Genomic DNA, 13,070 nt, shown 5'->3' on the forward strand with positions numbered 1-13,070 from the left:
CCAACGCCCCTGCTCCCGTTGACGATCCCGGCATGGAGTGAGGGGGACGGGTCGGAGACCCGTTCTCACCCGTCCTTCGCAACAGGGAGAAGGCCATGGACATCAAGAAGCTCACGCACAGCCGCACGACTGCCGTCGTCGCCGGCGCATCGATCCTCGTCGCCCTCGGTGGCGTCGGTGGAGCCGTCGCCGCGAACACGGTCGGCTCGGCCGACATCCGCAACGGCGCCGTGCACACCGTGGACATCCACGACAACGCCGTCACGAACGCCAAGCTGGCGCCCGGCGTACGCGGCTTGTTCCGGCACCACCTGGAGGCGGACGGCCCCTACCCCGGCCTCACCCAGCTCCACGAGGGCGCGAACTCGACCAAGCAGTGGGCCGGCGACCAGGGAGCGACCCTGCAGCAGTCCTGGGTGCAGTGCGCCCGCGGCAAGAACGCGGTCGGTGGCGGCTTCGGCATGAACGACGGCGGCGCCGACGCCAACAAGGGCCTGCAGATCGTCACGTCGGTGCCGGCGACCATCAAGGGCGGTCAGATCGTCGACACGGCCATCCCCGGCGACCCCGACGGCTCGATCCGACCGAACGGGTGGGTCGTCGAGGGGTTCAACAACAGCACGACCGAGGTCTCGGTGCGCCCGTGGGTCGTCTGCGCGGTCATGCGGTAGCCGCACGGCGCCGGGCCCGACGCACAGCGTCGGGCCCGGTCACGGCCGCGGTGCCACCGGGCGGATCAGGCCCTCCTGCGCCACGGTCGCCACCAGCCGGCCGTCCTCGGTGAACACCCGGCCGAGGGCCAGGCCCCGGGCCCCCTGGGCCGAGGGCGAGAACTGGTCGTAGAGCCACCACTCGTCGGCGCGGAACGGCCGGTGGAACCAGATCGTGTGGTCCAGCGAGGCCATCTGGATCTGGGGCGGCCCGGCCCGGTGGGGCACCAGCGTGGCGCCGAGCAGGCTCATGTCGCTGGCGTAGGTGAACGCCGCCAGCTGCCGCACCGGGTCGTCGCCGAGGTCCTCGGTGACCCGGACCCACATCCGGGCCCGCGCCGGGTGCGCCGGGTCCTCCTCCAGGCCGTCCAGCGAGTTGCCCAGGTAGCGGGCATCCAGGGACGCGAACTCCTTGGCCAGCGACTCGGCCTCGTCCTCCTTGCTCCGCCTGGCCCACAGGTCCATCAGGCTCAGGCCCGCCTCCGGACCGGGCACCTCCGGCATCCCGTCCTGGTGCTCCAGGCCCTCCTCGGCGCGCTGGAAGCTCGCGGTCAGGTAGTAGATCGGCCGGCCGTGCTGGCGCGCCACCACCCGGCGGGTCGCGAACGAGCGGCCGTCCCGGATGCCCTCGACGTCGTAGACGATCGGCACCTTGGTGTCACCGGGCCGCAGGAAGTAGGAGTGCAGCGAGTGGATGCCGAACGCGGGGTCGACGGTCCGCACGCCGGCGATCAGCGCCTGCGCGGCCACCTGGCCGCCGAAGACCCGCTGCCGGTCGGTGTCGGACTGCCGCCCGCGGAACAGGTTGACGTCGATCTCCTCGAGGTCGAGCAGGTCGACGAGGGCGGTGGCAGGCACGGACACGGGGTTCCTCGCTGTCGTGGGGCGGCGCGGGCGGTGGTGGCTCAGGACTGGTCGGCGTCGGGGCCGTCGAGCCCGGCCAGGAACTGCTCGAACTGCTGCCCGATCTCCTCGCCGGTCGGCAGCGGCTGGTCCTCGGCGAGCAGGCTGCTGCCGCTCTCCTCGGCGCGCGCGAAGGCGTCGTACTGCTGCTCGAGGGCGAGGACGACGTCGTTGACCTCCTCGTTGGCCGCGAGGTAGCGGGCGATCTCGAGCTCACGCTCCTCGGCCTCGAGCCGCAGGGCGGAGAGGTCGACGGTGAGCCGGCCGGCCTTCTCGACGTGCTCCAGCAGCGCGGCGGAGGCCTTCGGGTAGTCGAGCTGGGCGAGGTAGTGCGGGATGTGCGCGACGAAGCCCATCGCGGCGTGCCCCCACTCCCCCAGCCGCACCTCGAGCAGCGCCTGGGCGCTGCTGGGGATCCGCAGCTCGCCGCGCCACGCGCTCTCGCCGATCAGCAGGTCGGGGTCGTTGGCGTGGTGGGTGATCGCGATCGGGCGGGTGTGCGGCACCGCCATCGGCACCGAGCCCATGCTCACGACCCGGGTGACGCCGAACCGCTCGACGACCTCGCGGACGGCGCGCGCGAAAGCCTCCCAGCGGTTGTCGGGCTCGGGCCCCTGGAGCAGGAGGTACGGCGTGCCGCCGGCGTCGTGCAGCAGCCGGACGACCAGCCGGGGGGCGTCGTAGGCCTCGTAGTGGTCGCGCACGAAGGACATCGCGGGACGACGGGCCCGGTAGTCGTGGAACTGGTCCACGTCGAAGGTCGCCACCACCGGCCCCTCGCCGAGGTCGACGAGGTGCTGGGCCGCGCGGGCGGCCGCGTTGCCGGCGTCGAGGAAGCCGTCGAGGACGAGCACCATCGTCAGGCTGCGCTCCTGACCTGGCGCGTCGGCGACGGCGTCGAGCTCGGGCACGTCGTCGACGATGTGCACGAGACGGGGTTCCTGCGACACGGGGGCGTCCTTCCGGGGCGGTTGGTGGGCTGCGGCTGGGCAGCACCGGCCACGTCCACGATATTCCCACCGCGGGGCCACGGCGCGGAGGCCGACCGTCGTGACGACACCCACAGGGGGATCCCCTGCGCGCCGTTGTTACCGCAGGGTAACGTGGGCCTGCACCATCCCCATCCCCGTTCCGTGAGAGGACCCGAGAGTGTCCCGACAGCTGCGAGAGGTCGTCTTCGTCGACGGCGTACGCACACCCTTCGGCGTCGGCAAGGCGAACGGCCAGTACGCCGAGACCCGCGCCGACGACCTCGTCATCAAGTGCATCCGCGAGCTCCTGCGCCGCAACCCCTCGCTCCCGCCCGAGCGCGTGGACGAGGTGGCCGTCGCCGCCACCACCCAGATCGGCGACCAGGGGCTCACCATCGGACGCACCGCCGCGCTCCTCTCGGGCCTGCCCCAGAGCGTCCCCGGCTACGCGATCGACCGCATGTGCGCGGGCGCCATGACCGCGGTCACCACCACCGCCTCGGGCATCGCCTTCGGCGCGTACGACGTCGCCATCGCCGGCGGCGTCGAGCACATGGGCCGGCACCCGATGGGCGAGGGCGTCGACCCCAACCCGCGGATCCTGTCCGAGCGGATCGTCAACCCCGACGCGCTCGTCATGGGCAAGACCGCCGAGAACCTCCACGACCGCTACCCCACGATCACCAAGGAGCGCGTCGACGCCTACGCCGTCCGCTCCCAGGACAAGACCGCGGCCGCCTACGAGGCCGGGCGGATCCAGCCCGACCTGGTCCCGGTCGCGACCCGGTCCGCGGAGCAGGGCTGGGGCCTGGCGACGACCGACGAGCCGATGCGCCCCGGCACCTCGATGGAGTCGCTGGCGTCGCTGAAGACGCCGTTCCGCGCGCACGGCAAGGTGACCGCCGGCAACGCCGCGGGCATCAACGACGGCGCCACCGCTGCGCTGCTCGCCGACGAGGAGACCGCCCGCGAGCTGGGCCTGCCGGTGAAGATGAGGCTGGTGTCCTACTCCTTCGTGGGCGTCGAGCCCGAGGTGATGGGCGCCGGCCCGATCCCGGCCACCGAGAAGGCCCTCAAGCAGGCCGGCCTGACCATCGACGACATCGAGGCCTTCGAGGTCAACGAGGCGTTCGCCGTGCAGGTGCTGGCCTTCCTCGAGCACTTCGGCATCGCCGACGACGACGCGCGCGTGAACCCCTACGGCGGCGCGATCGCCATGGGCCACCCGCTCGCGTCCTCGGGCGTGCGCCTGATGACCCAGCTGGCGCGCCAGTTCGAGGAGCACCCCGAGGTCCGCTACGGCCTCACCACGATGTGCATCGGCATCGGCATGGGCGGCACCGTCATCTGGGAGAACCCCAACTGGAAGGGAGCGGCCGCGTGACCGCCATCGACACACTCCTGACCCGCGCCCAGGAGATCTCCTCCGACGCCGAGCGCGTGACCGAGGCCAAGCTGCGCAAGGTCACGCTCCCCTCCCCGAACGGGCGGAGCGCCGGCGTGATGGGCCTGATCACCCTCGACAACGGCGAGGACCACACCAAGCCGAACACGTTCGGGCCGCGCGGCCTGACCTCGCTGAACACCGCGATCGACGCCGCCCTCGCCGACGACGAGATCACCGCCATCGGTGTCACCGGCAAGCCCTTCATCCTCGCGGCCGGCGCCGACCTGACCTCGATCGCGGGCGGCGGCCCGGACGGCGTCCGGGTGATCGCCGAGCTCGGCCACGCGGTGATGCGCAAGCTGCAGGACGGTGGCAAGCCGTCGTTCGGCTTCATCAACGGCCTGGCGCTCGGCGGCGGGCTCGAGGTCGCCCTGCACTGCACCTACCGCACGGTGATGGACAGCGCCCCCGCGCTGGGCCTGCCCGAGGTCATGCTCGGCCTCGTCCCCGGCTGGGGCGGCGCGTTCCTGGTGCCGAACCTGGTCGGCCCGGAGAAGGCCGTGCAGCTGATCGTCGAGAACCCGCTGAACAACGGCAAGACGCTGGGCGGCAAGGCGGCGTACGAGCTCGGCCTGGCCGACGCGTGCTTCTCCGGCGCCGACTACCTCGAGCAGTCGCTGCTCTGGGCCGCCGACGTGCTGGCCGGCACGGTCTCCGTCGAGCGCGCGGAGATCGAGCGCGGCGAGGCGTGGGACGCCGCCGTGGCCCGGGGCAACCAGGTGGCCCAGGCCAGGACCGGTGGCGCCAGCCCCGCGGCGAAGAAGGCCGTCGAGCTGATCGACGCCGCCCGCGACGGCGACCGCGACGCGGGCTTCGCTCGCGAGGACGACGCCCTCCAGGCGATGTCGCGCACGCCCGAGCTGATCGCCTCGCTCTACTCCTTCGACCTGGTGCAGAAGCGCGCCAAGCGTCCCGCGGGTGCGCCCGACAAGTCGCTGGCCCGCCCGGTCACCAAGGTCGGCATCGTGGGCGCGGGCCTGATGGCCAGCCAGCTCGCGCTGCTGTTCGTGCGCCGCCTCGAGGTGCCGGTCGTGCTGACCGACCTCGACCAGGAGCGCGTCGACAAGGGCGTGGGCTACGTCCACGCCGAGATCGACAAGCTGCTCGGCAAGGGCCGCATCAACGCCGACAAGGCCAACCGGCACAAGGCGCTGGTCTCGGGCTCGGTCGAGAAGAGCGAGGTCTTCGCCGACGCCGACTTCGTGATCGAGGCCGTGTTCGAGGAGATGTCGGTCAAGAAGTCCGTCTTCGCCGACGTCGAGAAGGTCGTCTCGCCCGAGTGCATCCTGGCGACCAACACCTCCTCGCTGTCGATCACCGAGATGGCGGCCGACCTCGAGCACCCCGAGCGGGTCGTGGGCTTCCACTTCTTCAACCCGGTCGCGGTGATGCCGCTGCTGGAGATCGTCAAGGGCGAGCAGACCGACGACGCCACCCTGGCCACCGCGTTCGCGACCGGCAAGGCGCTGAAGAAGACCACGATCCTGGTCAAGGACAGCCCGTCGTTCATCGTCAACCGGCTGCTCGGCCGCTTCATGGGCGAGGTCGGGAAGATCGTCGACGAGGGCACGCCGGTGCCGGTCGCGGACTCGGCGTTCGCCGGGGTCGCGCCGATGCCGCCCTTCATGCTGCTCTCCCTGGTCGGCCCGGCGATCGCGCTGCACAACAACGAGACGCTGCACCGGGCCTTCCCGGACCGGTTCTACGTCTCCCCCGCCCTCGAGCGCGCGGTGGCGGCGAGGAAGTCGTCGTACTACGGGCCCGACGGGGCGATCGACCCCGAGGTCGAGGCGCTGCAGGAGAAGCCGGAGAACCCGGTCGTGCTCGAGCCCGCCGAGGTGCGCACCCGCGTGCTGGAGGGGCTCGCCGAGGAGGCGCGGCTGATGCTCGACGAGGGCGTCGTGGCGGCCCCGGAGGACCTCGACCTCGCGATGATCACCGGCGCGGGCTTCTCGTTCTGGAACGGCGGCCTGACCATGCTGCTCGACCGCGAGGGCCTCGGCGAGAAGGTCAGTGGCAAGAAGTTCCACTGACCCCACGCCAACCCGCTGACGACCGGCCGGCCCGTAGCATCGGGCCGGCCGGTCGTCGTACCGGCGGACGCACGTCGCCCCGAGGAGGAGAGCCGATGATCTTCATCACCGCGAAGTTCCAGGTCAAGCCCGAGCACGCCGAGGACTGGCCCGAGATCAGCCGCGAGTTCACCGAGGCCTGCCGCGCCGAGGACGGCTGCCTGTGGTTCGACTGGTCCCGCAGCCTCGACGACCCGCACGAGTACGTGCTCGTGGAGGCGTTCCGCGACGGCGACGCCGGCGCCGCGCACGTGAACAGCGACCACTTCAAGGCGGCCCAGCAGAAGCTGCCGGGCTACCTGGTGGCCACGCCGAAGATCGTGAGCCAGAGCGTCGACCAGGACGACTGGAACGAGCTCGGCGAGATGAAGGTCGACTGACCTCCGTCGCCCGGCTGGCGGGCGACCCTGTGCGCGACCGCAACCAAGCGGTTTGATGGTGCATCACAGGAGTGCACCCGCACCCCTCGACCTCCCCGGGAGGACACCATGGATCGTCCGCTGCCCCGCCTGCTGGCCGGCCTCACCGCGATCGCGACCGCGCTGGTGGTCGTCCTCGCCGTCGCACCCGCCGACGCGGCCGGCAGCGCCTGGGCGGAGAAGGCGCAGCGTCGGCTCAACCACCTCGGCTGCTCGGCGGGACCCGCCGACGGTGACCTCGGGCCCTGGACCCGCTCGGCCGTGATCCGCTTCCAGTCCCGCACCGGCAAGGCCCAGACCGGGCGGCTCGACGCGCCGACGCGCCGGCGGCTGTACGCCGACACCGCGCCGCGCTGCGACCGGAGGCCGGTGCCCGCGAGGTCGGGCACGGGTCGGCGGATCGTGATCAGCCAGCGTCAGAACTGGGTGTGGCTGGTCGGACCGAAGGGCGGCGTGCGGGCGCAGGGCGGGATCGTCGACAACCCGTCCGTGCTGCACCGGGGCAGCTACGGCACCGGCTCCTACTGTGGCCGCGCCGCACGCATCCGGCGCAACTCGACCACCAGCGGCCAGGTCTGGCTGTGGAACTTCGTGCGGTTCGCGCCGTGCGGCATCGGCTTCCACCGGATCCCCACCTACCAGTCCAACGGCGCGCAGATGCACCCCAACTGGTACCTCGGCACCAACCTGGCCGAGTCACACGGCTGCATCCGGCTGAGCCGGGCGATGTCGCTGCAGGTGTGGCGGTTCACGACCCGGCACACCCGCGTGCGCGTGGTCTGAGTCGCCCCCCGGACGTCGTCAGGCGGAGGCCTGCTCCTCCGCCCGGGCCAGCCCGACCCGGCTGTGGCGAGCGCCGTACCCGAAGTAGACGACGAAGCCGATCAGCATCCAGATCAGGAACCGCACCCAGGTCTCGCCGGTCAGGTTGAGCATCAGGTAGACGCACATCAGCACCGCGCACCCGGCCACGAGGGTCACCGCGGGCGTCCGGAACGCGCGCGGCAGGTCCGGGCGGGTCCGGCGCAGCACCACGACCCCGATGCTCACGAGCACGAACGCGAAGAGCGTGCCGATGCTGACCAGGTTGGCCAGCGTGGCGAGGTCCACCAGGCCGCCGATGATCGCCACGGTGATGCCCGTGATGATCGTGAAGACGTACGGCGTGCCGAAGCGCGGGTGCACCTTGGCCAGGCCGCGGGGCAGCAGCCCGTCGCGGGCCATCGCGAACCCGACGCGGGTCTGGCCGAGCACCAGGATCATCACCACGACGATCAGGCCCACGCAGGCGCCGATCGAGATCAGCCGGCCCATCCAGTCCAGCCCGACCGCGTCGAACGCGGTGGCCAGGGGGGCGGCGTCGGTCGGGTCGATGTCGCTGTAGCTCTGCATGCCGGTGATCACCAGGCTGACCGCCATGTAGAGCACGGTGACGATGGCCAGCGAGCCGAGGATGCCGCGCGGCACGTCGCGCTGGGGGTTGCGCGCCTCCTCCGCCGTGGTGGCGACGACGTCGAAGCCGATGAACGCGAAGAACACGATCGCGGCGCCCGAGAACACCCCGGCCCAGCCGTAGACGGCCGGGTCGATGCCGAAGATGGAGCTGATCAGCGTCGCGTGCAGGAAGCCGCCCTCCCCCGCCGGCGACGGCTGGGACGGCGGCACGAACGGCGAGTAGTTGTCGCCGCTGATGTAGCCGATGCCGAAGATGATCACCGCCGCGATCACCAGCAGCTTGATGGCCACGATGACCTGGTTGAGGCGGCTGGAGAGCTTGATGCCGCCGACCAGGACCGCGGTGACGAGCAACGAGACGACGACGGCCGGCAGGTCGACGGTGCCGTCGGCCGCGGAGCTCAAGGACGTGGGCACCTCGAAAGGCGTGCCGTCGACGACCTTCTGGTAGTAGCCGGAGAAGCCGGTCGCCAGCGCGGAGGCACCGATGGTGAACTCCAGCACCAGGTCCCAGCCGATGATCCACGCGACGAGCTCACCGAACGTGGCGTAGCTGAACGTGTAGGCGCTGCCCGCGACCGGCACGGTGGAGGCGAACTCGGCGTAGCAGAGCGCCGCGAACGCGCAGGCGAGGCCGGCGATCGCGAACGAGATCGCCACCGCCGGGCCGGCGTTGGACGCGGCCACGGTGCCGGTGAGCACGAAGATCCCGGCCCCGATGATCACGCCTACGCCGAAGACCGTGAGGTCCAGGGCGCCGAGGCTCTTCTTGAGGCGGTGCTCGGGCTCGTCGGTCTCGGCGATGGAGCGCTCGACGTTCTTGGTCCGGAAGACGTCCATGGGAGGACGCTAGCGGCTCATGAGGGCTCCCGACGACCCCCGTGCCCGCGTGGACCGAAGGTCGCCCCGATCATCCGCACCGCCTTGTCCGCGAGGTCCTCCGAGGAGAATCCGAGCTGGAGCTGGAGCACGTCGTCGGGGTCGGCCCCTGCCTCGCCCATCGCGTCCACCAGGTCCCAGAGGGTCGCCTCGCCGTACGCGTCGACGACGTACTCGCAGGCCCACCACGCCACCGCGTAGTGCTCGGCGGAGCGCGCGTCGTTGAACGTCGCGTCCTCGGGCAGGTCGTCGACGGTGGAGGCCTGCTCGACGGCGGCGTCGGGCAGCAGGCGGTCCTGCGGCGCCATCGGGCGCACGGACACCAGCTCGGCGACGCCCTCGGCCAGCCACACCGGCGCGCGGTCGTCGTGGGTGCCGACGGCCACGTGGGTGACCTCGTGGCGCAGCAGCCGGTCGCGCTCCTCGTCGTCCTCGAACAGCAGCCGGGGGTTGAGCACCACCCGGGTGGCGACCACCCGGCCGCCGGGCCGTGCGGTGACGGGGAACGCGATGGCCCCCACCCGCGTGGGCTCGTCGCCCGGGACGTCGGCGAGCGCAGTCAGGAACGTGGCGTCGGAGAGGGCGTAGACCACGACCGACCGCGACCAGGCGTAGGGCACGTCCGCGGCGACCGAGCCGACCGCGTCCTGGACCGAGTCGAGCAGGGCGGGGGCGGACGCGACGCTGGCCCCGTCGAAGACCCCGAGCACCCCGGGGGCCGAGCGGACCTGGACGGGCCCGGTGTCCCAGGGTGCGGGCCGCACGTCGTGGGCCCGCTCCCACTCCGCGTCGCTCGTCGACGCCAGCAGGTAGTGACCCGGACGCCGCCCCGGTGTGAACCGGAACCGGTCCGGCGTGGTCACCGGACGGGGGTCGTAGCCCTGCAGCTGCAGGTGCCGCTCGACCACGACCCAGTAGTCGTCACCGTGGCGGACCAGGGTGCCGGGGTCGAGCGTGTAGCCGAACCGGCCCAGCGGCAGCTGGGCGAGGTTGCCGAACCAGGTGCGCTGGTCGCGGACGAACGCCGGGCGGCGCGCCAGGCCGGCGACGAACGCCTCGAGGTCGCCCCGACGCACCGCGTCGGCCCGTCGCTCCAGCGAGCGCTCGAGGGCGCGGACGACGTCGATCGGGACCGACGCCGCCCGGGCCGGTGCGGGGGCGCTGCCGGCGTCGTCGGTGCAGCCGGTGAGGACGCCGGCGAGGAGCACCAGCGCGAGCACCGGCACGGGCACCCGCGCCGGGGCCGGCCGCAGACGTCCGCGGGGAGGTCGCGGACGTCGCATGGCGGGAGCCTAGAGCGGCTGGTCGGACTCGACCAGCGACTCTCCCGACGCCAGCTCCGTGATGCCGTCCCGGGAACCGGTCGAGATGTCCTCCACGATGGACAGCGCCAACGCCTGCGGCGTCAGCCCGATCCGCTCGAGGATGACCGCCCGCTTGGCGTGGTCGAGGAACTCCTGCGGGATGCCGTGGAGGCGGAACGGCGTGGTGACACCGGCCTCGTTGAGCGTCTGCAGCAGGACCGCCCCGACGCCCCCGATCTTGCCGTTGTCCTCGATGGACACGACCAGCCGGTGCTCGCGGGCCAGCTGCACGAGGGCCGGGTCGACCGGCATCACCCAGCGCGGGTCGACGACCGTCACGCCGATGCCCTGCGCGACCAGCCGCTCGCCGACGTCGACGGCCGTGGTGGCCATCGACCCGACGCCCACGATCAGCACGTCCTTGGTGCCCTTGCGCACCAGCACGTCGGCGCCACCGGCCTTGCCGACCGCGGGGACGTCCTCGGGCGGCGGACCCTTGGGGAAGCGCACCACGGTCGGGGCGTCGTCGACCTCGACGGCCTCGTTGAGCAGCTCGCGCAGCCGCGTGGCGTCACGGGGCGCCGCGAGCCGCAGCCCGGGCACCACCTGCAGCATCGACATGTCCCACATGCCGTTGTGGGAGGCGCCGTCGTCACCGGTCACGCCGGCCCGGTCGAGCACGAACGTGACGCCGCACCGGTGCAGCGCGACGTCCATGAGGACCTGGTCGAACGCGCGGTTCAGGAAGGTCGCGTAGACCGCGACCACCGGGTGCAGCCCGCCGAGCGCGAGCCCGGCGGCCGAGGTGGCGGCGTGCTGCTCGGCGATGCCGACGTCGAAGGTGCGCTCGGGGAACCGGGCCTGGAAGTGGTGCAGCCCGACCGGGTGCATCATCGCCGCGGTGATCCCGACGACGTCCTTGCGGCGCTGGCCGATGTGGACGATCTCGTCGGCGAACACGTCGGTCCAGATCCGGCCCTTCGGGACCTCCTCACCGGAGTCGACGTCGAACGGGCCGGGCGAGTGGAACTGGTCGGCCTCGTGGCGCTCGGCGGCGTCGTACCCGAAGCCCTTGCGGGTCAGCGCGTGCACGATCACCGGGCCCTGGAACCGCTTCGCCTGCGCGAGCGTGTGCTCCAGCGCGGCGCGGTCGTGGCCGTCGACGGGGCCGACGTACTTCAGCCCGAGGTCCTCGAAGAGGCCCTGCGGGGCCAGCGCGTCCTTGAGGCCCTTCTTCATCGCGTGGAGGGCGTCGTACGCCGCCGGGCCGACGCCCTTGACCGCGTTGAGGCGCTTCTTGACCATCTCGAGGATCTGCTCGTAGCGCGGGTTGGTGCGCAGCGCGGTGAGCGCGTTGGCGAGCCCGCCGATGGTCGGGGTGTAGGAGCGGCCGTTGTCGTTGACGACGATGACCAGCTTGCTGGAGTTGGCGATCGCGATGTTGTTGAGCGCCTCCCAGGCCATCCCTCCGGTCAGCGCGCCGTCGCCGATGACGGCGACCACGTGCCGGTCCTCGCCGCGGATGGCGTAGGCCTTGGCCAGGCCGTCGGCGTAGCTCAGCGCGGTCGAGGCGTGGGAGTTCTCGACGATGTCGTGCGGCGACTCGGCCTGGCTCGGGTAGCCGCTGACGCCACCCTCCTGGCGCAGCTTCTCGAACCCGGCCATCCGACCGGTGAGCAGCTTGTGCACGTAGGCCTGGTGGCCGGTGTCGAAGACCACCCGGTCCCGCGGGGAGTCGAAGACGCGGTGGATCGCCAGCGTCAGCTCGACCACCCCGAGGTTGGGTCCGAGGTGACCGCCGGTGCGCGAGCAGGTCGCGACCAGGAAGTCGCGGATCTCCGTGGCCAGGGTGTCGAGCTGCTCCTCGGAGAGATCGTTCAGGTCCTCCGGGGTCGAGATCGACTCCAGCAAGCCCATGGGTCCTCCGGATCAGGTGTGTGGATGGTGCCGACCGTTCACTGTATCCGGCACGCCTCAGAGATCGAGAACCGCGATGGCCGGCTCCTCGAGGCTGCCCAGCCACACCCGCCCCTCGTGCTCGCGCACCCCGGTGACCATGTGGTAGCCGTCGGCCGGCGCGTCGAGGTCGTGCACCAGCCGGCCCTCGTCGTCGTACGCCTGCACGCGGACGGTCTGCTTCGGCTTCGGCTGGAGCTTCACGGGGATGCGGGTCACCTGGCGGCGCAGCCAGCGCGGGCCACGCTGGATCCGCTCGACCACGGGGTCACGGGGTGAGGCGATCGTCACCCAGATGGAGCCGTCGCTGCCGCGTGCGATGTTGTCGGGGTAGCCCGGGAGGTCGTCGACGAGCAGGTCCCGCTGTCCCGCCCGCGGTCCGGTGATCCAGTGGCGTACGACGGTCCGCGCGGCCGTCTCGGCGACCGCCACGAACGCCTCGTCCCGGCTCAGCGCCACCCCGTTGGCGAAGGCGAGCCCGTCGAGCACCACCTGGACCTCGCCGTCGGGGCGCAGCCGCAGCAACCGGCCGGTGCGGGTGTCCTGGACGAAGTCGTCCTTCCAGTGCTCGATGCCGTAGCGGGTGGAGGAGTCCGAGAACCAGACGTCGCCGCTCGACGCGACCGCGGCGTTGTTGCAGAAGACCATCGGCCGCCCGTGCACCCGGTGCAGGACCGGCTCGACCAGCCCGGTCGCGGGGTCCACGCGCAGCACACCGCGGTGGGCGTCGCAGACCAGCAGCCGCCCGTCGGGGTCGAGCTCGATCCCGAGCGGCCGGCCCGCGGTGTGGGCCACCCGGTCGAGGCGCCGGCCGTCGTGGCCGACCCGCCAGATGCTGCCGTCGGCGGTGCCGGTGAAGACCGCCCCCTCGTCGGGGCCGCTGGTGCCGACGACGACGTCCTCCGCGCCCGGGCCGGGGACGGGGATCACGGAGAGGGTGCGCTGGGTGGTCAC

General features: G+C 72.1%; 11 protein-coding genes. 5 read left to right on the forward strand and 6 right to left on the reverse strand.

Annotation, left to right across the window (positions count from 1 at the left end):
- The first annotated feature begins 95 nt into the window (after positions 1–95).
- Complete coding sequence (locus ACZ43H_RS08940; protein ID WP_464589489.1) at positions 96–671, forward strand: hypothetical protein; 576 nt, start codon at positions 96–98, stop codon at positions 669–671.
- Positions 672–710: 39 nt separating this feature from the next.
- Here ACZ43H_RS08940 and ACZ43H_RS08945 read toward each other — a convergent pair whose 3' ends face one another.
- Both ACZ43H_RS08945 and ACZ43H_RS08950 read right to left on the reverse strand, forming a co-directional pair.
- Positions 711–1,574, reverse strand: coding sequence for an acyl-CoA thioesterase (locus ACZ43H_RS08945; RefSeq protein WP_464589490.1), 864 nt, complete (start codon positions 1,572–1,574; stop codon positions 711–713).
- Between the two features lie 41 nt (positions 1,575–1,615).
- The gene (locus ACZ43H_RS08950; RefSeq protein ID WP_464589492.1) at positions 1,616–2,563 is read right to left on the reverse strand and encodes a PAC2 family protein; all 948 of its coding nucleotides are present in this window, start codon (positions 2,561–2,563) and stop codon (positions 1,616–1,618) included.
- Positions 2,564–2,762: 199 nt separating this feature from the next.
- On the opposite strand from ACZ43H_RS08950, the gene ACZ43H_RS08955 reads away from it, so the two are divergent.
- From ACZ43H_RS08955 to ACZ43H_RS08970, 4 genes are all read left to right on the forward strand, one after another.
- Complete coding sequence (locus ACZ43H_RS08955; protein WP_464589494.1) at positions 2,763–3,968, forward strand: thiolase family protein; 1,206 nt, start codon at positions 2,763–2,765, stop codon at positions 3,966–3,968.
- Positions 3,965–6,064, forward strand: coding sequence for a 3-hydroxyacyl-CoA dehydrogenase NAD-binding domain-containing protein (locus ACZ43H_RS08960; RefSeq protein ID WP_464589496.1), 2,100 nt, complete (start codon positions 3,965–3,967; stop codon positions 6,062–6,064). The genes ACZ43H_RS08955 and ACZ43H_RS08960 overlap by 4 nt, the downstream gene beginning before the upstream one ends.
- Positions 6,065–6,159: 95 nt before the next feature.
- A complete protein-coding gene (locus ACZ43H_RS08965; RefSeq protein ID WP_464589497.1) occupies positions 6,160–6,483 on the forward strand; it encodes a putative quinol monooxygenase in 324 nt (107 codons plus the stop codon).
- Between the two features lie 108 nt (positions 6,484–6,591).
- Positions 6,592–7,305: a L,D-transpeptidase family protein gene (locus tag ACZ43H_RS08970; protein WP_464589499.1), complete on the forward strand. Its 714-nt coding sequence runs from the start codon at positions 6,592–6,594 to the stop codon at positions 7,303–7,305.
- A gap of 18 nt (positions 7,306–7,323) precedes the next feature.
- On the opposite strand, the gene ACZ43H_RS08975 is transcribed toward ACZ43H_RS08970, so the two are convergent.
- Genes ACZ43H_RS08975 through ACZ43H_RS08990 form a run of 4 tightly spaced genes read right to left on the reverse strand, consistent with a single transcriptional unit; the run spans position 7,324 to position 13,070 of the window.
- Positions 7,324–8,817, reverse strand: a complete 1,494-nt coding sequence (locus ACZ43H_RS08975) for an amino acid permease (RefSeq protein ID WP_464589501.1) — start codon at positions 8,815–8,817, stop codon at positions 7,324–7,326.
- A 17-nt stretch (positions 8,818–8,834) separates the two neighbouring features.
- The gene (locus ACZ43H_RS08980; RefSeq protein WP_464589503.1) at positions 8,835–10,139 is read right to left on the reverse strand and encodes a gluzincin family metallopeptidase; all 1,305 of its coding nucleotides are present in this window, start codon (positions 10,137–10,139) and stop codon (positions 8,835–8,837) included.
- A gap of 9 nt (positions 10,140–10,148) precedes the next feature.
- The gene (gene dxs / locus ACZ43H_RS08985) at positions 10,149–12,077 is read right to left on the reverse strand and encodes a 1-deoxy-D-xylulose-5-phosphate synthase (RefSeq protein WP_464589504.1); all 1,929 of its coding nucleotides are present in this window, start codon (positions 12,075–12,077) and stop codon (positions 10,149–10,151) included.
- A gap of 57 nt (positions 12,078–12,134) precedes the next feature.
- On the reverse strand, positions 12,135–13,070 hold the full coding sequence (locus ACZ43H_RS08990; RefSeq protein ID WP_464589506.1) for an SMP-30/gluconolactonase/LRE family protein: 936 nt from the start codon (positions 13,068–13,070) through the stop codon (positions 12,135–12,137).

This window comes from Nocardioides sp. DN36 (genome assembly GCF_055380375.1).